Here is a 20,903-nt window from a genome sequence, read left to right as displayed (position 1 = left end):
GTGCCTCTTAGATTGCGGCGGCCAGTCTACATAACTCGTCGTGAAAACTTTCAGTCATTTTCATCAAAAAGTGTGAACCGGCTCAAATTAGTGGTTTTGACGAACAAAAAGGCCCTCATCCGCTAAGATGATGACTTTTCGAAAAAACGGGCAATGAAGTTCGTCAGCTATTGCTGGTCAGATTCTGATAAATCGTCTTGTGTCTGGCCGAGTAGCGCCAGCTCCAACAATGCATATCGATGCTCAACAAAGTTGTGAACGTTGTTGGCGACCGTCAGCTTGAACAACGCTTCTGCGTTGTCCTTCTCCCCCAGACTTAGGTAATACTTACCTAAATAGAAGTTGGTTTCACTGAGATGTTCAGCGAGCGAGGTGTTATCCGTTGCGTCCGCCTGGAGCCGTTCCATCAGCGTTTTTTCGCTGATATCGCCCAGGTAGAACTCGACAATATTCCATCCCCATTGCTCCTTCACCGCTTTGTCGTAACGCTGCTTGAGCGAGACTTTTGCCTGGTCTGCGTTGATCTCACGTTCAGTGAGATACAGCCACAGGCTGCGGAAGGGATCGTTAGGATCGTCTTGATAAAACGCCAGCAGATCATCTTGCGCCAGTTTAAATCTTCCGCCGTAATACAGAGCGATACCACGATTTAAACGCGCATAATTGTAAGTTGGATCAAGCTCAAGTACAGAATCAAACGCTTCATAGGCAGCATCAAAGTTGCCTGCCTGCGTTAAATATATGCCTAAGTAATTGAATACTTCAGGCATATCCGGTCTGATAGACAGCGCTTGTGAAAAATCATTTCGCGCCAGTGCTCTCAAACCGAGACTATCATACAACACTCCGCGCTCATATAACAGCTGTGCGCGTTCATCATCGGTCAATGACCGACTGGCAAGTATTTGTTCCATGCGCGCGAGAATGACTTCCTGCTGCAGCGTAGGCTGCAAGGGGACCGCCAGTACTTCGTTCTTACGCCAATCGGTGTTGCTGCATCCTGCCAGCGTCAAAGCTGTCGCAACAATACACCAGCGCAAAAATGGCTTCATTTACCACTCCCGAAAACAAACATTGGGATGCACATCCTGTCATCCGCCTGCCGTTCACAAGGCCATCCAGCCCTCGCGATGAAACAATCCTCCGCACCCGAAGGTGCGGAGAACTCAATGGTCTTGCCGTTACTCTGCTTCAGGTGCTGCAGGAGCTTCAGCTTCAGGCTGGGCCTGTTCGCTGGCTTCTTTGATGCTCAGGCGTACGCGACCCTGACGGTCAACTTCCAGTACTTTCACTGGTACTTCCTGGCCCATCTGCAGGTAGTCTGTCACTTTCTCAACGCGCTTATCAGCGATTTGAGAGATGTGAACCAGACCTTCTTTACCACCGCCGATAGCAACGAAGGCACCGAAGTCAACGATGCGGGTCACTTTACCGTTATAGATACGGCCCACTTCGATTTCTGCGGTAATCTCTTCGATACGACGGATAGCGAATTTCGCTTTCTCACCGTCAGTCGCTGCGATTTTAACCGTACCGTCATCTTCAATTTCAATGGTAGTACCGGTCTCTTCGGTCAGCGCACGGATCACAGAACCACCTTTACCGATCACGTCTTTAATCTTATCAACGCTGATCTTGATGGTATGGATACGTGGAGCAAACTGAGAGATATCGCCACGCGGGGTGCTGATTGCCTGCTCCATAACGCTCAGGATATGCAGACGCGCACCCTTAGCCTGGTTCAGCGCTTCATGCATGATTTCGCGGGTGATGCCTTCAATTTTGATGTCCATCTGCAGCGCGGTGATACCTTCACGGCTACCGGCTACTTTGAAGTCCATGTCGCCCAGGTGATCTTCGTCACCCAGAATGTCTGACAGAACAACGAAGTTATCGTTGTCTTTCACCAGACCCATCGCAATACCGGCTACGGCTGCTTTGATAGGGACACCGGCGTCCATCAGTGCCAGAGAAGCACCACATACAGACGCCATGGAGGATGAACCGTTAGATTCAGTGATTTCAGACACGACACGTACAGTGTACGGGAACGCATCGCCTTTTGGCATGACGGCCAGAACACCACGTTTCGCCAGACGACCGTGACCAATTTCACGACGCTTAGGCGAACCGACCATGCCGGTTTCACCGACAGAGTACGGAGGGAAGTTGTAGTGGAACAGGAAGTTATCAGTACGCTCACCCATCAGTTCATCCAGGTTCTGCGCATCACGGGCAGTACCCAGTGTCGCGGTAACCAGTGCCTGAGTCTCACCACGGGTGAACAGTGCTGAACCGTGGGTACGTGGCAGAACGCCGGTACGCACATCCAGACCACGGATCATGTCTTTTTCACGGCCATCAATACGTGGCTCGCCGCGCAGAATGCGGCTACGTACCACGTCTTTTTCCAGCGCGTGCAGAATGTCGCTGATCTCACCGGCATCCAGTGACTCGTCTTCAGCCAGCAGGGTCGCGGTGGTTTCTGATTTAATCACGTCAACCTGAGCATAGCGCTCCTGTTTTTCGGTGATACGGTAAGCGTCGCTCAGACGGGCTTCAGCCAGCGCAGCGATACGGGCGTTCAACGCGTCGTTCGGTGCTTCTGGTGTCCAGTCCCAGCGAGGTTTGCCTGCTTCAGCCACCAGTTCGTTAATGGTGTCGATAACAATCTGCTGCTGCTCATGGCCATACACCACAGCACCCAGCATCTGGTCTTCGCTTAACAGTTCAGCTTCTGACTCCACCATCAGCACTGCGCCTTTGGTACCGGCAACGACCAGATCCAGTTTGCTCTCTTTCAGCTCATCGGTCGTTGGGTTCAGCACGTACTGGTCGTTCAGGTAACCGACGCGCGCAGCACCGATTGGGCCGTTGAACGGCAGGCCAGAGAGTGACAGCGCCGCAGAAGCACCGATCAGAGCAACGATGTCCGGGTTAACCTGTGGGTTAACGGAAACAACGGTAGCGATAACCTGCACTTCGTTGACGAAACCTTCCGGGAACAGTGGGCGCAGCGGACGGTCAATCAGACGTGAAGTCAGTGTTTCGCCTTCGCTTGGACGGCCTTCACGACGGAAGAAGCTGCCAGGGATACGACCAGCAGCGTAGGTACGCTCCTGATAGTTAACAGTCAGCGGGAAGAAATCCTGACCTGGTTTTGCATTTTTACGGCCAACAACTGTCACGAACACCGCGGTGTCGTCCATGCTTACCATCACGGCAGCCGTTGCCTGGCGGGCCATCATACCGGTCTCAAGAGTGACGGTATGCTGACCATACTGGAATTTTTTTACGATCGGGTTCAGCAAAATTAGTTCCTTAACTTCAGGGCCGGTAGTTTTTTATACCGACCGTGGATATTTAATCTTCATTTTGCATCCTCGCGACTAATGACAACCCTAACCCCAGATGGGATAAAGCCTCTCATTAGCCGCGCGAACGTCTGCAACTGAAGATCACACTCAGCAACAATACAATAGTTTGCGTGTAATTGCTGCCGCTTGCTTGAAAAAAGGGGCCTTAAAGGCCCCTTTCCAGCGAAACTCGCACCAGGTTGTCCGATGACCCACTTACACTTTCAGAAGATCCGAAACCGTGGCGGGACAACCTGTAAGACTTAGCGACGCAGACCCAGACGTTCGATCAGGCTGGTGTAGCGTGCAACGTCTTTACGCTTCAGGTAATCCAGCAGCTTACGACGCTGGGATACCATGCGCAGCAGGCCACGACGGCTGTGGTGGTCTTTCTTGTGCTCAGAGAAGTGACCCTGCAGATGAGTAATCTGCGCGGTCAGCAGTGCAACCTGAACTTCAGTAGAACCACTGTCGTTTGCGCCACGACCGAAATCAGCAACGATCTGTGCTTTAGTTTCAACACTTAGAGACATGAGACAACTCCAAAAATTAAGATAAATGTACAGGCGCCGATCTCTAATTCAGCAACCCAGTGTAAAGCCGCGCCATTCTACTCTTCGCGCTACTTAAGCGCAAATAGCTAGTCGAAATATTCTACAACCAGCCGGCGCGGGGCAACGCGTCCATCGTCGGCGATTTCCGCCATACCGATAAACTTCTTCTCCTCGCCTTCCGTTACCCGCACCAGTCCGCTGGCGGGGGCCCCTACAACCTGTACCGGCATGCCCTGCTTAAAGTAAGCCGCGACAGCACTCAGCAGATTCACCACGGGATACTCTGCCGCCGGACTGTCCATTGGCATCAGCAGTGCGTCCAGCAGGTCGGCAGGTGACTGCTCGCTACGGTGAGCCTCTTCCGTCAGGGCATTAAGCTGTTCCAGCGTCACCATTTTTTCAATGGGATACGTGGCTACCTGCAAACGGCGCAGGTAGGTGACGTGCGCACCGCAGCCCAGCTTTTCACCAAGATCGTCAATGATAGTGCGAATGTAAGTGCCTTTTGAGACATGGATTTCCAGCTCAAGCTCATGACCTTCGTGACGAATAAACAGCAGTTCATAGACCGTGATACTGCGCGACTCGCGCGGCACTTCGATGCCTTCACGGGCATATTCGTACAGCTTGCGGCCCTGGTATTTCAGCGCTGAATACATGGACGGGATCTGCTGCGTTTCACCGCGGAAACTGTCCAGCGCCTGCGCCAGCGTCTCGGCACTGAACGCGACCGGACGCTCGCTGACAATCACCCCATCGGCATCGGAGGTATCGGTGCGCTGCCCGAGACGGGCAATGACCCGATAACGCTTGTCCGATTCCAGCAGATACTGGGAAAACTTGGTCGCTTCACCCAAACAGATCGGCAGCATGCCGGTCGCCAGAGGATCGAGCGCGCCGGTGTGGCCCGCGCGATTGGCGTTATACAGGCGTTTGACTTTCTGCAGCGCGTCGTTGGAGGACAAACCGCCAGGCTTGTCCAGCAACAGAACGCCATGGATATCACGACCGCGACGACGAGGACGACTCATTACTCTGCTTTGCCTTCTTCCTGGTTCTCTTCCTGGCCATCTTCAACCGGGCCACGACGCTCTTCGTCATTTCTGACCACGTTCGTTACCAGGTTAGACATGCGCATCCCTTCAACCAGTGAGTTGTCGTAGAAAAACGTCAGCTCAGGCACGATACGCAGGCGCATCGCTTTGCCGAGAAGGGAGCGGATATAGCCAGCCGCATCACCGAGGGCACGCAGGCCGCCTTTGATAGCTTCTTCGTCTTTATCGTTCAGGAAGGTCACGAACACTTTGGCGTAGGCCAGGTCACGTGACACATCCACACCGGAAACCGTTACCATCATGCCCAGGCGCGGGTCTTTAATCTCACGCTGCAGGATCATGGCGATCTCTTTTTGCAGTTCCTGAGAAACACGCTGCGGGCGACCGAATTCTTTCGCCATAATTTTATCTCTCTTATAAAAGATTGGGAGGCCAGAAGCCTCCCAAATTAGTGTTGTTGATTGCGGACGTCGACTTAGTCGATGGTGCGCTGGATTTCGATAATTTCGAAGACTTCGATCATATCGCCAACACGCACATCGTTGTAGTTCTTCACGCCGATACCACATTCCATGCCGTTACGGACTTCGTTAACGTCATCTTTGAAGCGGCGCAGAGATTCCAGCTCGCCTTCGTAGATCACCACGTTGTCACGCAGAACACGGATTGGGTTGTGACGTTTGATATTACCTTCCGTCACCATACAACCGGCGATGGCACCAAATTTCGGTGATTTGAACACGTCACGTACCGCTGCCAGACCGATGATCTGCTGTTTGTACTCTGGTGCCAGCATCCCGCTCATCGCGGCTTTCACTTCGTCAATCAGATTATAGATGACGGAGTAGTAACGCAGATCCAGGCTTTCTGAGTCGATCACGCGGCGCGCTGAAGCATCAGCACGCACGTTGAAGCCCACCAGGATGGCGTTAGAAGCTGCAGCCAGCGTCGCGTCGGTTTCAGTAATACCACCTACGCCGGAACCGATGATTTTCACTTTTACTTCATCAGTAGAAAGCTTCAGCAGTGACTCGGAGATAGCTTCGACAGAACCCTGTACGTCAGCTTTCAGCACGATGTTCAGCTCGGAAACTTCGCCTTCAGTCATGTTCGCAAACATGTTCTCCAGCTTAGATTTTTGCTGACGTGCCAGCTTAACTTCACGGAATTTGCCCTGACGATACAGTGCCACTTCACGCGCTTTCTTCTCGTCACGTACGACGGTCGCTTCATCACCCGCTGCCGGAACACCGGACAGACCGAGGATCTCAACCGGAATAGAAGGACCGGCAGTCATCACTTCGCGGCCCATCTCGTCACGCATCGCACGCACACGGCCGTATTCGAAGCCACACAGAACGATATCGCCTTTATTCAGCGTACCTTCACGAACCAGAACTGTTGCGACCGGACCACGACCTTTATCCAGGAAGGATTCGATTACCACACCGCTTGCCATACCCTGACGAACAGCGCTCAGTTCCAGCACTTCCGCCTGCAGCAGGATAGCGTTCAGCAGGTCATCAATACCGGTACCGACTTTCGCTGAAACGCTGACGAACATGTTTTCGCCGCCCCACTCTTCCGGGATAATCCCGTACTGAGTCAGTTCAGTTTTAACACGGTCTGGATCGGCATCAGGCTTATCGCATTTGTTCACCGCCACGACAACCGGCACTTTGGCCGCTTTCGCATGCTGGATCGCTTCGATAGTCTGTGGCATCACGCCATCGTCTGCAGCAACAACCAGGATAACGATATCCGTTGCCTGAGCACCACGAGCACGCATTGAGGTAAACGCGGCGTGGCCTGGGGTATCCAGGAAGGTCACCATACCGTTGTCAGTTTCAACGTGGTAGGCACCGATGTGCTGGGTAATGCCGCCCGCTTCGCCAGAGGCGACTTTCGTGGAGCGAATGTAGTCCAGCAGGGAGGTTTTACCGTGGTCAACGTGACCCATGATGGTCACGACCGGTGCACGAGACTCATGCACAGCATCGGTATCACGGTCGCTCATGACCGCTTCTTCCAGCTCGTTTTCGCGGCGCAGTGTCACTTTGTGACCCATTTCTTCCGCGACCATCTGAGCAGTTTCCTGGTCGATGACCTGGTTGATGGTGGCCATAGCGCCCATTTTCATCATCGCTTTGATGACCTGGGAACCTTTCACCGCCATCTTGTTAGCCAGTTCCGCTACGGTGACTGTCTCACCGATAATCACGTCACGGTTAACCGCCTGTGCTGGCTTATTGAAGCCCTGCTGCAGGGTGCTTGGCTTGCGCTTGCCGCCTTTACCGCCGCGAACCTGCGCACGCGCTTCTTCACGGTCAGTTTTCGCTTCAGAATGCTTGTTGCCTTTCTTGCGAACCGGGGCTTTAGCCGGACGAACAGCAGTACGTGTACGGCGGTCACCTTCGACCTGCGCGTCATTTTCGTCTTCTGCTGCACGAGCATGAGTTGAAGTGGTCACGTGATAATCAGAAGTGTCTTCGACTTCTTTAACCTGTGTCCACTCTTCGCCTTTCTCTTCCGCCATTTTACGTGCCTCTTCGGCTACGCGCTTCGCTTCTTCTTCGATCTTGCGACGCGCTTCTTCTTCCGCTTTACGCTTCAGTTCAGCCGATTCCGCTTCGCGGCGGGCTTTATCGGACTGAGAGGCCCGGGTCATTTCGTCGGTATGTTGATTGCTCACTTTATCTTTTTCCGCTGCTTCACGTTTGGCTTTATCAGCTGCCTCACGCTTGGCCTGCTCCTCGGCTTCACGCTTTGCTTTGTCTTGAGCTGCGCGCTGGGCCTGTTCTTCAGCCTCGCGACGAGCCAGTTCTTCCGCTTCACGCTCTGCCTGGGCTTCCGCTTCTGCCTGTTCAGCATCTGCCGGATCGCCTTTTACATAAGTGCGTTTTTTGCGGACTTCGATTTGCACCGACTTACTTTTGCCCCCGGTGCCTGGAACATTCAAGGTGCTGCGCGTTTTGCGCTGCAGAGTAAGCTTACCAGATCCACCGCCATGTTCGCGGTTCAGATGGGTCAGCAATGTCTCTTTTTCGTGCTGGGTAACAGAGTCGGTTTCAGACTTTTGGATCCCTGCGTCAGCAAATTGCTGTACCAGGCGTTCTACCGGTGTCTGAATCTCTGCGGCCAGCGATTTTACGGTTACATCTGTCGTCATGCTGTTCCTTCCTGCTACAGTTTATTACGCGTCGTCGCCGAACCAACAAATATTTCGTGCAGCCATAATCAGCTCACCAGCCCGTTCATCGTTCAGGCCCTCAATATCTGACAGATCGTCCACACCCTGCTCGGCAAGATCTTCCAGCGTACGTACGCCTTTAGCTGCCAGCTTGTAGGCCATCTCGCGCTCCAGACCTTCCAGGTTCAGTAAATCTTCCGCTGGTTGGCTGTCGCCGAGGCTCTCTTCCTTGGCCAGTGCCAGGGTGGTTAACGCGTTTTTAGCTCGGTCGCGCAACGCTTCTACTGTCTCTTCATCAAGACCGTCGATTTCCAGCAGCTCGTTAATCGGCACATAAGCCAGCTCTTCCAGGGAAGAGAAGCCCTCTTCGACCAGAACGGTAGCGAAGTCTTCGTCGATATCGAGATGTTTGGTAAAGACGTCGATGGCAGCATGAGCTTCAGCCTGATGCTTGGCCTGCAGGTCGTCGACCGTCATCACGTTTAGCTCCCAGCCACTTAACTGTGAAGCCAGACGCACGTTTTGGCCATTACGGCCGATCGCCTGAGCCAGATTACCGGCTTCTACTGCGATATCCATGGTGTGATTATCTTCATCCACCACGATAGAGGCGACATCCGCCGGGGCCATTGCGTTGATCACGAACTGAGCAGGATTATCATCCCACAGCACGATATCAATACGCTCGCCACCCAGCTCACTGGATACCGCCTGAACACGCGCACCACGCATACCTACGCAAGCACCGACCGGGTCGATACGCTTGTCGTTGGTTTTCACAGCGATTTTGGCTCGGGAGCCTGGATCGCGCGCAGCGGCTTTAATTTCAAGTACTTCTTCGGCAATTTCCGGCACTTCAATGCGGAACAATTCGATCAGCATTTCCGGTTTGGAACGGCTGACGAACAGCTGAGCACCACGCGCTTCAGGGCGCACAGCATACAGCACGCCACGGATACGGTCACCCGGACGGAAGTTTTCACGCGGCAACATATCTTCGCGAATGATCACGGCTTCTGCGTTGGTATTAGAACCATCGTTTGGTCGGACTTCGAGCGAGATATTATCGCGGTTTACTTTCTTCACCACGCCGGTGATGATTTCGCCTTCCTGCTCGCGGAACTGATCGACGACCATCGCGCGCTCAGCTTCACGAACTTTCTGTACGATAACCTGCTTGGCAGTCTGCGTGGTAATACGGTCAAAGGTGACAGATTCGATCTGGTCTTCAACAAAGCCACCTAGGCCCAGTGATTCATCTTCGTAGACGGCGGCTTCCAGCGTGATTTCACGCGTCGGCATCGTCACTTCGTCCACAATCAGCCAACGACGGAAGGTATCGAAGTCGCCACTTTTGCGATCGATACTGACGCGAACGTCAATGTCCTGCTCGTATTTTTTCTTGGTGGCTGTGGCCAGCGCGCTCTCCAGCGCTTCGAAAATCTTCTCGCGTGGGAGGGACTTCTCATTAGAGACCGCTTCTACAACAGCTAAGATTTCTTTGTTCATCCTGGTATGCCTCAATCCGGACTTTTAAAAGTGGGGAACCAGGTTCGCCTTCTGGATGTTACTCAGCGCGAACACTTCGTCGTTACCCTCAACGGCAACAGTAATCATCTCGCCTTCAACAGACTTAATGATACCCTGCCATTTGCGACGGTTCTGGACCGCCATACGCAGCACCAGGCTCACTTCTTCGCCAGTAAAACGTACATAATGTTCTGCGGTAAACATCGGGCGGTCAAGACCAGGCGAGGAAACTTCGAGGTTATAAGCCACGGTAATCGGGTCTTCGACGTCGAATACCGCACTGACCTGGTGACTCACATCAGCGCAATCATCAACATTGATGCCATCTTCACTATCAATATAGATGCGCAAGGTGGATGTGCGACCGCGTACAAACTCAATACCAACCAGTTCGTAGCCTAGCGCTTCTACCGGTGCTGAGATCAGCTCTGTTAATTTTTGCTCTAATGTGGACAATCCCACCCCCAAGACGTAAAAAAAGGGCCTATAGCCCAGTGATGCTGCTTCCTGATAACAAAAAACCCCGAAATATCGGGGCTTAGTGCGACTGGACCCTGTACACCGCCGTCGGCGGCTCGGCACAATCCAAGAGAATTTTTTTCAAAATCAACTGAGATACCCATGTGATGTATACAGTTTATTTGAAAAAGAACTCTAAGGGAAAGTGGTTGCGGGGGCCGGATTTGAACCGACGACCTTCGGGTTATGAGCCCGACGAGCTACCAGGCTGCTCCACCCCGCGTCCGAATACTACGCAAAACTTGCAGAATTTGCAAGCACAACTGAGATTTGGTACCGAGGACGGGACTTGAACCCGTAAGCCCATGCGGGCACTACCACCTCAAGGTAGCGTGTCTACCAATTCCACCACCACGGCACTAAAGAGGCGACTATTTTATTTCTGTCGCGTCGAAATCATTACTGCTTGTACTGCTGAGGTACTGTACTGCTTACTGCGGGATATCGCTGCCCGGCGCTGCCGGTTTAGCAGGCGAAGTCTGTTGAGACTGTGCCGGCTGAGTCAGGTTTTCCCACTCGCTTCCTTTCTGGGTTTTGTTGCTGTTGATGTTACCCAGAACCAGACTGATAATGAAGAACAGGGTCGCCAGCACTGCAGTCATACGGGTCATGAAGTTACCAGAACCGTTAGAACCGAACAGCGTACCAGAAGCGCCTGCACCAAATGATGCTCCCATATCAGCGCCTTTACCTTGCTGAAGCATGATCAGACCCACAAGGCCGATTGCCACAATAAGGAAAACTACTAAAAGAGCTTCGTACATAATCAACCTTGTTCCTGGTGCGTTACACGCACATCAAAAGCATCAAGCCAGTTAGTCTTAATAAGCAGTTCACAACCTGCCTATGAAGCGGGTGTGAATACTAACCAAAGGCGTCCGCCCGTGCAAGGGCAATTTTATGTGCGCTCGCCGAGTGAGGAAAAAATCAGCGAAATGGTGAATTTACTATCGGGTTGAGCCTGTTTTCAGCCCGTCACCGGGAAAGGATACGCGAAAATAAAGTATGGACGACCGGAAAAAAAGCCGTCCACACTTCCTATACCCGCCCTGGGCCGATGTTTTATTTCGCGCTACTGCAAAGGGTTATACCGCTTTTACCGCGTCGGCGATGCGGTGCGCCAGGGCGGTGACCTGCGCTTCGTCTTCCCCCTCCACCATCACGCGGATCAGCGGCTCCGTACCGGATTTACGCAGCAGCACGCGGCCGCGCCCTTTCAGTTCGGTTTCGACGTCTGCCGTGACGGCCTTCACGGTGGCATCTTCCAGCGGATCGTGGGTGCCGCTGAAGCGCACGTTGACCAGAATCTGCGGCAGCAGTTTCATCCCGCTGCACAGGTCATGCAGGCTCATATGGTTGCGCACCATCGCCGTCAGCACCTGCAGTCCCGCCACAATTCCGTCGCCGGTGGTGGTTTTATCCAGCAGGATCACATGGCCGGAATTTTCAGCCCCCAGTCGCCAGCCTTTCTCTTTCAACTTTTCCAGCACGTAGCGGTCGCCCACTTTCGCCCGGGCAAACGGAATACCCAACTGTTTCAGCGCCAGTTCCAGGCCCATGTTACTCATCAGTGTTCCCACCACACCACCGCGCAGCTGGCCCTGACGCAGGCCTTCACGGGCGATCAGATAGAGGATCTGGTCGCCGTCGACTTTATGGCCAAGGTGATCCACCATCATGATGCGGTCACCGTCACCGTCGTAGGCCAGGCCCACATCGGCCTTTTCCGCCAGAACACGTTCCTGCAGCAGGCGCAGGTCGGTCGCCCCGCACCCTTCATTGATATTCATGCCGTCCGGCTGTACGCCGATAGCAATCACCGTCGCGCCCAGCTCACGCAGCACGTTTGGCGCAATGTGATAGGTGGCACCGTTGGCACAGTCGACCACGATTTTCAGGCCGTTCAGGCTCAGTTCACTGGGGAAGGTGCCTTTGCAGAACTCAATATAACGCCCGGCGGCATCCACGATGCGGCTGGCTCTGCCCAGTTCAGCAGACTCCACGCAGGTAATCGGTTTTTCCATCTCCGCTTCAATCGCCTCCTCCACTTCATCCGGCAGCTTAGTGCCTTCGGTAGAGAAGAATTTAATGCCATTATCATCAAACGGATTGTGCGAGGCAGAAATAACAATACCGGCCTCTGCACGGAACGTGCGGGTCAGGTAAGCAATCGCAGGGGTAGGCATCGGACCGGTGAACGCCGCCGACAGGCCGGCGGCCGCCAGACCAGCTTCAAGCGCCGACTCCAGCATATAGCCGGAAATACGCGTGTCTTTGCCAATGATAATTTTTTTGGAACCATGACGCGCCAGCACTTTACCGGCGGCAAAACCCAGCTTCAGCACGAAATCAGGCGTGATGGGGGACTCACCCACTTTGCCGCGGATGCCGTCTGTACCGAAATATTTACGTTCACTCATTCTATTTTTCTTCCCTTGCAGACTGTGTGGCTTCGACGACACGCATCGCCTCTACGGTTTCTTTCACATCGTGTACGCGCAGAATATGGGCACCCTGCATCGCGGCTATTACCGCACAGGCAAGACTGCCCGTCAGGCGGTGCGATGGACCCACGTTCAGGAGCTGGCCCACCATACTCTTACGTGACATACCGACCAGCAGCGGCAGACCAAAGTGGTGATAATCGCCCAGGTGCGCCAGCAGTTGATAATTGTGGGACAGATTCTTACCGAAACCGAAACCCGGGTCGAGCAGCAGTTGCGATTTTTTGATCCCGGCGGCTTCGCAGCGGGCGATTTGCGTCACAAAAAAATTATCCACATCGCGCAAAATGTTCGCGTAATGCGGTGCCTGCTGCATGGTCTTTGGCTCGCCCTGCATGTGCATCAGGCAGACCGGCAGGCCGGTTTCCGCAGCAGCGGCCAGCGCACCAGGCTCTTGCAGGGAACGGATATCATTGATGATATGCGCGCCTACGCGGGCGGATTCGCGGATCACTTCCGGTTTTGACGTATCGACTGAAATCCACACCTCAAAACGCTGCGCAATGGCTTCTACCACCGGGATAACCCTCTCCAGCTCCTGCTCAACGCTCACTTCCACTGCACCGGGACGCGTTGACTCGCCACCCACATCAATAATCGTCGCCCCGGCGTTAATCATCTCATTGGCGTGCGTCAGTGCCTGGATTAACTCGTTATGCTTGCCGCCGTCAGAGAAAGAGTCAGGGGTGACATTCAGGATCCCCATAACGTGAGGATGCGAAAGGTCGAGCACAGAATCTCTGGCATACAGCTTCATAACAGCGGGTCTCCGGTAAATCAGGTATAAAAAAACCCCGGACATCGCCGGGGTTCATCGTTACTGCAGTTTACAGCGCAACGTATTACTTGTCGCCTAACTGCTCTGACATGGTGTTACCTGGGTTTGGCGTATTCGGTTCATCGACCGGACGCGGTGCCTGCGGCGTACCATTGCTATCAGAATTACTGCTGCTACCCGGATCTGTCCAGCCTGCTGGCGGACGCACTTCACGACGTGCCATCAGGTCGTCGATCTGTGGAGCATCAATCGTTTCATACTTCATCAGGGCATCTTTCATCGAGTGAAGGATATCCAGATTTTCTCCGAGGATCACGCGGGCACGTTTATAGTTCACTTCAACCAGAGACTTCACTTCCTGGTCGATGATACGCGCGGTTTCATCAGACATATGCTTGGCTTTTGCAACAGAACGACCCAGGAAAACTTCACCCTCTTCTTCTGCATACAACAACGGACCCAGTTTCTCAGAGAAGCCCCACTGTGTGACCATGTTGCGGGCAATCGACGTAGCGACTTTGATGTCGTTAGACGCGCCGGTAGAAACATGTTCCACACCGTAAATAATCTCTTCTGCCAGGCGGCCACCGTACAGCGTGGAAATCTGGCTTTCCAGTTTCTGACGGCTGGCGCTGATCGCATCACCTTCAGGCAGGAAGAAGGTCACACCCAGTGCACGTCCACGTGGGATAATCGTCACTTTGTGAACCGGGTCGTGTTCTGGCACCAGGCGACCGATAATCGCATGGCCTGCTTCGTGATAAGCGGTCGATTCTTTCTGCGCTTCGGTCATCACCATGGAGCGGCGTTCTGCCCCCATCATGATTTTATCTTTGGCTTTTTCAAACTCAACCATCGATACCACGCGCTTGTTGCCACGGGCAGCAAACAGGGCAGCTTCGTTGACCAGGTTAGCCAGGTCAGCACCGGAGAAGCCAGGCGTACCACGAGCAATGATGGCGGCTTCAATATCGGTAGACAGTGGCACACGACGCATATGGACTTTCAGAATCTGTTCACGTCCGCGCACATCTGGCAGGCCAACCACCACCTGACGGTCAAAGCGACCTGGACGCAGCAGAGCCGGGTCAAGAACGTCAGGACGGTTAGTCGCAGCAATGACGATGATACCTTCATTACCTTCGAAGCCATCCATTTCAACCAGCATCTGGTTCAGGGTCTGCTCACGTTCGTCGTGACCTCCGCCTAAACCGGCACCGCGCTGACGGCCTACTGCATCGATTTCATCGATGAAGATAATGCACGGCGCTGCTTTTTTAGCCTGTTCAAACATGTCACGGACGCGGGATGCACCCACACCAACAAACATTTCGACGAAGTCAGAACCGGAAATGGTAAAGAAAGGTACTTTTGCTTCGCCAGCAATTGCTTTCGCCAGCAAGGTCTTACCGGTACCCGGAGGACCGACCATCAGTACGCCTTTCGGAATTTTACCGCCGAGTTTCTGGAAGCGGCTTGGCTCACGCAGGTATTCCACCAGCTCGCTAACTTCTTCTTTTGCTTCGTCACAACCGGCAACGTCAGCAAAGGTGGTTTTGATTTGATCTTCGGTCAACATGCGGGCCTTGCTCTTGCCGAAGGACATCGCGCCCTTTCCGCCGCCGCCCTGCATCTGACGCATAAAGAAGATCCAGACACCAATCAGTAGGAGCATTGGGAACCAGGAGATGAAGATCGACGCCAGCAGGCTCGGCTCTTCTGGTGGTTCGCCCACTACTTTCACATTTTTAGTCAACAGGTTATCGAGCAACTTGGGATCGTTGACGGGAATGTAGGTCGTGTATCGATTACTGTCTTTTTTGGTTACGTTAATCTCACGCCCGTTAATACGTGCCTCGCGGACCTGATCCTGGTTCACTTCCGACAGGAAGGTTGAATAATCAACCCGACGGCCATTCGACTCGCTGGGCCCAAAGCTCTGGAATACAGACATCAGCACGACTGCGATGACTAACCAGAGAATCAGGTTTTTCGCCATGTCACTCAAGGGATTAACCTCATATTACAACTGTGTTAACAGACAGCGTAGGGTACGCCATATCCTTCATACTTGAAACCGCTGAGGTGCTGACAGCCGTTCCAGTTATTCGGGTTAAGGTTTGCGCCCTGTCGCTACAATGTACACTTCACGCGATCGAGAGCGCGAAGCGTCCGGCTTACGAATTTTTACTTTCGTAAACAGGGAGCGAATTTCCCGGAGGTATTCTTCAAAGCCATCTCCCTGAAACACTTTCACTAAAAAGCTGCCGCCAGGTGCCAGAACGTCACGGCACATTGCTAACGCAAGCTCACATAAATACATTGAACGGGGAATATCCACCGCAGGTGTACCGGTCATATTGGGTGCCATATCTGACATCACAACCTGAACTTTGGTCTCCCCTACGCGTTCCAGCAGGGCTTTCAGTACCAGTTCATCACGAAAGTCGCCCTGCAGGAAATCGACACCGACGATAGGATCCATCGGCAGGATATCACAGGCGATGACGCGACCTTTTGACCCAATCTGCGTTACAACATATTGCGACCAGCCGCCGGGAGCCGCGCCGAGGTCAACCACGGTCATGCCGGGTTTGAACAACTTATCGCCTTGCTGTATTTCGTCAAGTTTAAACCAGGCGCGCGAACGCAGCCCTTTTTTCTGTGCCTGAAGCACATATTTATCGCTAAAGTGTTCCTGTAGCCAGCGGCTGGAACTGGCCGAACGCTTTTTACCAGTCATACAATTTCCAACTATGATTCAACGTAAGCGATAAATAAACCGCGCAAATCAGCGTTGCCGATTTGGTGATACACCAGAGATGGCGGTAGAATGACCCGTTTTCAATCCCAATGTAAGTAAAAAATACGATGAATCTGAGTACCAAACAAAAACAGCACCTGAAAGGCCTGGCCCATCCTCTGAAGCCCGTTGTTATGCTGGGCAACAATGGTTTGACCGAAGGGGTGCTGGCCGAGATCGAACAAGCCCTTGAGCACCATGAACTTATCAAGGTGAAAATCGCCACAGAAGATCGTGAGACGAAAGCCCTGGTGGTCGAGGCCATCGTGCGCGAAACGCGTGCAGTTAATGTGCAGGTTATCGGCAAGACGCTGGTGCTGTACCGTCCAACGAAGGAACGCAAGATCGCCATTCCGCGTTGATAAGTCGATCGGTTTTCGAACCGATCTGCCCATCTTAAGCTCAGGACGGGAGAAAGTGCCATGCTCCTGACTCTGATAAAAGGCCGCACAGCGGCCTTTTTCTTATCTTTACAAAACATTCAGCAATACACCGGATATTTTGGCAGGCAAGAAATCAGAGATATTCCACTTTTATGATTTCATATTCCACGTCGCCACCCGGGGTTTTAATAATGGCAACGTCATCCGCCACTTTACCCACCAGGCCACGCGCCATCGGTGAATTTACAGAAATCAGATTCTGTTTAAAGTTGGCTTCGTCATCCCCCACGATACGGTAGGTTGACTCTTCATCTGTATCGACATTCAGCACGGTCACCGTGGCACCAAAAATAACGCGGCCATTCGCATTGCCCGCCATTTTGGTGACATCAATCACCTGCGCATTAGACAGTTTAGCTTCAATTTCCTGAATGCGGCCTTCACAGAACCCCTGCTCTTCACGGGCAGCGTGATACTCGGCATTTTCTTTCAAATCGCCGTGTTCACGCGCATCAGCAATTGAGGCAATAATTCTGGGGCGTTTAACGGTTTTCAGCTCTTCGAGCTCTTCGCGCAGTTTTTCCGCGCCCCTTAACGTCATCGGAATCTGGTTCATCTCAATACCTCTTAAAATCTGTCCTGTTCAAAGTGTCGTCATCCTGACGGGTGGCATGCAGAAAAGGCGTCCTGCGGCGCTTACTACTGATTTGAAACGAAAGAAGCCTGACCCGGAGCAAGCTCCAGGCCAGGATCGATTTTGCAATTTGATACGTATTTTACCCCAGAGTTCACTGGGGGTCATCGTTTACTTTGCACCGCAATGCACCGTAGTATGACAGCATCACCTGTCAGTTACCGCGAGATTATGCGATTTTCACGAATTGTTACCGGCTTTACCTGCGCATTTATGCTGCAAGCGCAGGCTGCGCCTGTGGAAGACTATACTCAATATCTTCCCGATGGTGCGAACCTTGCGCTGGTTGTGCAGAAGATTGGCGCTACCACGCCATCGATCGACTATCACAGCCAACAGATGGCCTTACCGGCCAGTACCATGAAGGTGATCACCGCGCTCGCTGCCCTGCTCCAGCTTGGCCCGGATTACCGGTTCCATACGCAGCTGGAAACGAAGGGCAGCCTCAGCGGTAATACGCTGCGCGGTGACCTGGTCGCCCGATTTGGCGGCGATCCTACGCTGACCAGGCAGGATCTGCGAAATATGGTCAGTGCGCTGAAAAAACAAGGCGTTGAACATATTGATGGCAACCTGGTGATTGATACCTCGGTGTTTGCCAGCCACGACAAAGCGCCGGGCTGGCCGTGGAATGATATGACACAATGCTTCAGTGCCCCACCGGGCGCGGCCATTGTTGACCGTAACTGCTTTTCCATTTCACTGTACAGCGCTCCGACGCCAGGCGATAAAGCCTTTATTCGCGTAGCATCGTGGTATCCGGTCAATATGTTCAGCGAAGTGCGCACGCTGGCTAAGGGTTCTCCAGATGCACAATACTGTGAACTGGACGTGGTGCCAGGAGAGCTGAATCGCTTTACGCTTACCGGCTGCCTGACACAGCGAGCTGAACCCTTACCGCTGGCCTTTGCCATTCAGGATGGGGCCAGCTATGCCGGTGCGATCCTGAAAGCCGAGCTGCAGAATGCCGGGATTGATTATACTGGTCATCTGGTCCGACAGACGCTGGTGACCCAACCCGGAACCGTGCTGGCCGAAGCGCAGTCCGCACCGCTGCACGATCTGCTTAAGATTATGCTGAAGAAGTCGGACAACATGATCGCTGACACCGTCTTCCGCACCATTGGCCATGAACGCTTTGGCGTGCCGGGAACGTGGCGTGCAGGGTCGGATGCCGTGCGTCAGATCCTGCGTCAGAAGGCAAATATCGATATGGGCAACAGTATTCAGGTTGACGGTTCGGGCCTGTCACGTCACGATTTGATCTCACCGGCGACCATGATGCAGGTGCTGCAATATATCGCGCAGAATGATGCCCAGCTGAATTACATTTCCATGCTACCGCTGGCCGGTTACGACGGAACATTACGCTATCGCGGTGGCCTGCACGAAGCGGGCGTCGATGGTAAAGTGTCGGCTAAGACAGGTTCTCTGCAGGGGGTATATAACCTCGCAGGCTTTATGACCACAGCCAGCGGCCAGCGCGTCGCGTTTGTGCAGTTCCTGTCTGGTTATGCCGTGCCACCGGAGGATCAGCGCCAGCGCCGTATCCCGCTGGTCCGCTTCGAAAGCCGTCTGTACAAAGACATTTATCAGAACAACTGAGCTAATGAAAATACTGATCGTTGAAGACGATATGCTGCTCCAACAGGGATTAACCCTTGCCCTTACGGGCGAGGGTTACGCTGTGGATTGCGCTGTCAACGCCGCCCAGGCCGTGGCGTATGTGTACAGCGGTCAGTACAGTCTCATCGTGCTGGATCTCGGTCTGCCGGACCGTGATGGTACCGACCTGCTGCGGCAGTGGCGCAAGGAGCATGTCGACCTGCCGGTCCTGATCCTGACGGCACGCGATGCCCTATCCGATCGCGTTGAGGGCCTGGATGCCGGCGCAGACGACTATCTGATTAAACCCTTTGCCCTGGTGGAGCTTAAGGCCCGTGCCCGCGCGCTGATCCGCCGTTATCAGGGCCGAAGCGACAACCTGCTACAGCACGGCGATATTGCGCTGAACCTCTCTTCCCAGCAGGTGGTGGTTGATGGCCACCCCGTTGAGGTCACACCGAAAGAGTTTTCCCTGCTGACCCGCCTGCTGATGCGCATCGGGCAAACCGTACACCGGGAAACCCTGCAGCAGGATCTTTACAGCTGGCAGGATGATAATGGCTCTAACACGCTTGAAGTGCATATTCACAACCTGCGCCGTAAGTTAGGGAAAGATCGCATTAAAACCGTGCGGGGCGTGGGTTACCGGCTGGAAGAGCGCGAATGAACAGTATGCGTCGGCGTTTACTGATGATGCTGGCGCTGATCCTTCTCAGCTGTCAGCTGATGAGTGCCTTCTGGCTCTGGCACGAAAGCCGAGAGCAGATCAGCTTCCTGGTCAATGAAACGCTTTCTGCCCACGCGCGTAATGACCACGTTGAAAATGAAATCCGGGAGGCGATTGCCTCGCTGCTGCTACCGTCGCTGGTGATGGTCTGCTTTACCCTGTTGCTCTCTTTCTGGGCCATCAGCTGGATTATCCGCCCGCTGCGCTCTCTGCAAAAAAGCCTGGTCGCCCGTTCTGCTGACAATCTTTCTCCTCTGCCACTACATTCAGAGATGGATGAAATCGTTGCCGTCACCGGGGCGCTGAACCAGCTTCTGGGCCGTCTGGACCACACCCTGCAGCAGGAGCGCCTGTTCACCGCCGATGCCGCACACGAGCTGAGAACGCCGCTGGCAGGCCTGCGCCTGCACCTTGAGCTGCTGGAGCAGGAAGGGGTTAAACAGGGACCGATGCTGGTTGAGCGCATCGACCAGCTGATGCATGTCATTGAACAACTGCTGATGCTGTCCCGTGCGGGGCAAGCGTTGGCCAGCGGCCATTATCAGACGCTGAGCTGGCACCAGATCATCGATCCTCTGCGGCAGGAAATGGATGAACTTTTGGCGCTGCGGCAGCAGACCCTGACCATCACCACCACCACCACGCGTACGGTTCAGGGCGATGCCGTACTTCTCAGGCTGATGCTGCGTAACCTGCTGGAAAATGCCTCACGCTACAGCCCCGCAGGCAGCACGGTGACGCTACTGCTCGAAGATCATGAATCAGGCAGCCGGGCCACCGTCCGCGATGAGGGCTCCGGGATTGATGCCGGTGCGGTGAATGAGGCGATTAAAGCCTTCCGGCGGATGGACCAGCGCTACGGTGGCAGTGGGCTGGGGCTGAATATCGTCCAGCGTATTGTGCAAATTCATCATGGTCACCTCAGCCTGACCAACCGCAGCGACCGCAGCGGCCTTAACGCAGGCTGCTGGTTGCCCGCTCATCTCGATTAGCTGCCCTGCCCTGACGCCATTCTGCCTGATCCAATCAGTCATGCTTACCTTTTGTGTGGGATCGTTCTTCCGGTCATTCCGCTGATAAACTCAGTCATAGCGGCACATAACGCTACCTGTGTAAAAAATTCCTTACGATAACTAAATTAATTTACCTTTATTGACACTCTGTGTTAATCGACGTAGCTTACTGGCTCTGAAAGCAAATGATAA

At 53.6% G+C, this 20,903-nt stretch carries 19 protein-coding genes and 2 tRNA genes; 4 read left to right on the top strand and 17 right to left on the bottom strand.

Going from position 1 to position 20,903, the window contains the following annotated elements; genetic code table 11:
- Positions 1-7: 7 nt before the first annotated feature.
- The 16 genes from yrbN to rlmE form a co-directional block, all read right to left on the bottom strand.
- Positions 8-64, bottom strand: coding sequence for a protein YrbN (yrbN, locus tag ACZ3HG_RS08010; RefSeq protein ID WP_098053093.1), 57 nt, complete (start codon positions 62-64; stop codon positions 8-10).
- Positions 65-167: 103 nt separating this feature from the next.
- Positions 168-1,052, bottom strand: a complete 885-nt coding sequence (gene nlpI / locus ACZ3HG_RS08005; protein ID WP_191935036.1) for a lipoprotein NlpI — start codon at positions 1,050-1,052, stop codon at positions 168-170.
- Between the two features lie 129 nt (positions 1,053-1,181).
- On the bottom strand, positions 1,182-3,311 hold the full coding sequence (pnp, locus tag ACZ3HG_RS08000) for a polyribonucleotide nucleotidyltransferase (protein WP_191935035.1): 2,130 nt from the start codon (positions 3,309-3,311) through the stop codon (positions 1,182-1,184).
- Positions 3,312-3,619: 308 nt separating this feature from the next.
- Positions 3,620-3,889, bottom strand: a complete 270-nt coding sequence (gene rpsO, locus ACZ3HG_RS07995; protein WP_062744451.1) for a 30S ribosomal protein S15 — start codon at positions 3,887-3,889, stop codon at positions 3,620-3,622.
- A gap of 107 nt (positions 3,890-3,996) precedes the next feature.
- On the bottom strand, positions 3,997-4,941 hold the full coding sequence (gene truB, locus ACZ3HG_RS07990; RefSeq protein ID WP_465332636.1) for a tRNA pseudouridine(55) synthase TruB: 945 nt from the start codon (positions 4,939-4,941) through the stop codon (positions 3,997-3,999).
- Positions 4,941-5,366, bottom strand: a complete 426-nt coding sequence (gene rbfA / locus ACZ3HG_RS07985) for a 30S ribosome-binding factor RbfA (RefSeq protein ID WP_062744453.1) — start codon at positions 5,364-5,366, stop codon at positions 4,941-4,943. The genes truB and rbfA overlap by 1 nt, the downstream gene beginning before the upstream one ends.
- Before the next feature lie 74 nt (positions 5,367-5,440).
- Entirely contained in the window at positions 5,441-8,134 is a 2,694-nt protein-coding gene (gene infB / locus ACZ3HG_RS07980; protein ID WP_191935033.1) for a translation initiation factor IF-2, read from the bottom strand.
- A 24-nt stretch (positions 8,135-8,158) separates the two neighbouring features.
- The gene (gene nusA, locus ACZ3HG_RS07975) at positions 8,159-9,664 is read right to left on the bottom strand and encodes a transcription termination factor NusA (RefSeq protein ID WP_465332635.1); all 1,506 of its coding nucleotides are present in this window, start codon (positions 9,662-9,664) and stop codon (positions 8,159-8,161) included.
- Between the two features lie 24 nt (positions 9,665-9,688).
- Positions 9,689-10,141: a ribosome maturation factor RimP gene (gene rimP, locus ACZ3HG_RS07970; protein ID WP_048914488.1), complete on the bottom strand. Its 453-nt coding sequence runs from the start codon at positions 10,139-10,141 to the stop codon at positions 9,689-9,691.
- Between the two features lie 209 nt (positions 10,142-10,350).
- Positions 10,351-10,427: transfer RNA gene (locus ACZ3HG_RS07965), tRNA-Met, on the bottom strand.
- Between the two features lie 48 nt (positions 10,428-10,475).
- Positions 10,476-10,562: transfer RNA gene (locus tag ACZ3HG_RS07960), tRNA-Leu, on the bottom strand.
- A 73-nt stretch (positions 10,563-10,635) separates the two neighbouring features.
- Complete coding sequence (secG, locus tag ACZ3HG_RS07955; protein WP_191935032.1) at positions 10,636-10,968, bottom strand: preprotein translocase subunit SecG; 333 nt, start codon at positions 10,966-10,968, stop codon at positions 10,636-10,638.
- A 321-nt stretch (positions 10,969-11,289) separates the two neighbouring features.
- Positions 11,290-12,624, bottom strand: coding sequence for a phosphoglucosamine mutase (gene glmM / locus ACZ3HG_RS07950; protein ID WP_191935031.1), 1,335 nt, complete (start codon positions 12,622-12,624; stop codon positions 11,290-11,292).
- Between the two features lies 1 nt (position 12,625).
- A complete protein-coding gene (folP, locus tag ACZ3HG_RS07945) occupies positions 12,626-13,465 on the bottom strand; it encodes a dihydropteroate synthase (protein WP_191935030.1) in 840 nt (279 codons plus the stop codon).
- A gap of 85 nt (positions 13,466-13,550) precedes the next feature.
- Positions 13,551-15,485 (bottom strand): ATP-dependent zinc metalloprotease FtsH, encoded by a 1,935-nt coding sequence (ftsH, locus tag ACZ3HG_RS07940; protein WP_191935029.1) that lies wholly within the window; start codon positions 15,483-15,485, stop codon positions 13,551-13,553.
- Positions 15,486-15,599: 114 nt separating this feature from the next.
- On the bottom strand, positions 15,600-16,229 hold the full coding sequence (rlmE, locus tag ACZ3HG_RS07935; RefSeq protein ID WP_191935028.1) for a 23S rRNA (uridine(2552)-2'-O)-methyltransferase RlmE: 630 nt from the start codon (positions 16,227-16,229) through the stop codon (positions 15,600-15,602).
- Positions 16,230-16,357: 128 nt separating this feature from the next.
- Here rlmE and yhbY point away from each other — a divergent pair, with 128 nt between their 5' ends.
- Positions 16,358-16,651, top strand: coding sequence for a ribosome assembly RNA-binding protein YhbY (yhbY, locus tag ACZ3HG_RS07930; protein WP_062744461.1), 294 nt, complete (start codon positions 16,358-16,360; stop codon positions 16,649-16,651).
- Positions 16,652-16,805: 154 nt separating this feature from the next.
- Here yhbY and greA read toward each other — a convergent pair whose 3' ends face one another.
- Positions 16,806-17,288: a transcription elongation factor GreA gene (gene greA / locus ACZ3HG_RS07925; protein WP_062744462.1), complete on the bottom strand. Its 483-nt coding sequence runs from the start codon at positions 17,286-17,288 to the stop codon at positions 16,806-16,808.
- Between the two features lie 249 nt (positions 17,289-17,537).
- On the opposite strand from greA, the gene dacB reads away from it, so the two are divergent.
- From dacB to pmrB, 3 genes are read left to right on the top strand one after another with little or no spacing between them, the layout of a single operon-like run.
- Positions 17,538-18,971 (top strand): serine-type D-Ala-D-Ala carboxypeptidase, encoded by a 1,434-nt coding sequence (gene dacB / locus ACZ3HG_RS07920; RefSeq protein ID WP_191935069.1) that lies wholly within the window; start codon positions 17,538-17,540, stop codon positions 18,969-18,971.
- 4 nt (positions 18,972-18,975) lie between these two features.
- Entirely contained in the window at positions 18,976-19,638 is a 663-nt protein-coding gene (gene pmrA, locus ACZ3HG_RS07915; RefSeq protein WP_191935027.1) for a two-component system response regulator PmrA, read from the top strand.
- Positions 19,635-20,690, top strand: a complete 1,056-nt coding sequence (gene pmrB, locus ACZ3HG_RS07910; RefSeq protein ID WP_191935026.1) for a two-component system sensor histidine kinase PmrB — start codon at positions 19,635-19,637, stop codon at positions 20,688-20,690. Before pmrA ends, pmrB begins: the two co-directional genes overlap by 4 nt.
- The last annotated feature ends 213 nt before the right edge of the window (positions 20,691-20,903 follow it).

It is taken from the genome of Erwinia sp. PME.40.26/001 (genome assembly GCF_055556675.1).
This window is presented reverse-complemented; position numbering and strand designations above follow the sequence as displayed.

Coding starts and splice junctions, on each gene's coding strand:
- infB (WP_191935033.1), bottom strand. CDS start 8,134: ATGACGACAGATGTAACCGTAAAATCGCTGGCCGCAGAGATTCAGACA.
- ftsH (WP_191935029.1), bottom strand. CDS start 15,485: ATGGCGAAAAACCTGATTCTCTGGTTAGTCATCGCAGTCGTGCTGATG.
- pmrA (WP_191935027.1), top strand. CDS start 18,976: ATGAAAATACTGATCGTTGAAGACGATATGCTGCTCCAACAGGGATTA.
- rbfA (WP_062744453.1), bottom strand. CDS start 5,366: ATGGCGAAAGAATTCGGTCGCCCGCAGCGTGTTTCTCAGGAACTGCAA.
- yhbY (WP_062744461.1), top strand. CDS start 16,358: ATGAATCTGAGTACCAAACAAAAACAGCACCTGAAAGGCCTGGCCCAT.
- folP (WP_191935030.1), bottom strand. CDS start 13,465: ATGAAGCTGTATGCCAGAGATTCTGTGCTCGACCTTTCGCATCCTCAC.
- rpsO (WP_062744451.1), bottom strand. CDS start 3,889: ATGTCTCTAAGTGTTGAAACTAAAGCACAGATCGTTGCTGATTTCGGT.
- nlpI (WP_191935036.1), bottom strand. CDS start 1,052: ATGAAGCCATTTTTGCGCTGGTGTATTGTTGCGACAGCTTTGACGCTG.
- truB (WP_465332636.1), bottom strand. CDS start 4,941: ATGAGTCGTCCTCGTCGTCGCGGTCGTGATATCCATGGCGTTCTGTTG.
- glmM (WP_191935031.1), bottom strand. CDS start 12,624: ATGAGTGAACGTAAATATTTCGGTACAGACGGCATCCGCGGCAAAGTG.
- secG (WP_191935032.1), bottom strand. CDS start 10,968: ATGTACGAAGCTCTTTTAGTAGTTTTCCTTATTGTGGCAATCGGCCTT.
- greA (WP_062744462.1), bottom strand. CDS start 17,288: ATGAACCAGATTCCGATGACGTTAAGGGGCGCGGAAAAACTGCGCGAA.
- dacB (WP_191935069.1), top strand. CDS start 17,538: ATGCGATTTTCACGAATTGTTACCGGCTTTACCTGCGCATTTATGCTG.
- pmrB (WP_191935026.1), top strand. CDS start 19,635: ATGAACAGTATGCGTCGGCGTTTACTGATGATGCTGGCGCTGATCCTT.
- nusA (WP_465332635.1), bottom strand. CDS start 9,664: ATGAACAAAGAAATCTTAGCTGTTGTAGAAGCGGTCTCTAATGAGAAG.
- rlmE (WP_191935028.1), bottom strand. CDS start 16,229: ATGACTGGTAAAAAGCGTTCGGCCAGTTCCAGCCGCTGGCTACAGGAA.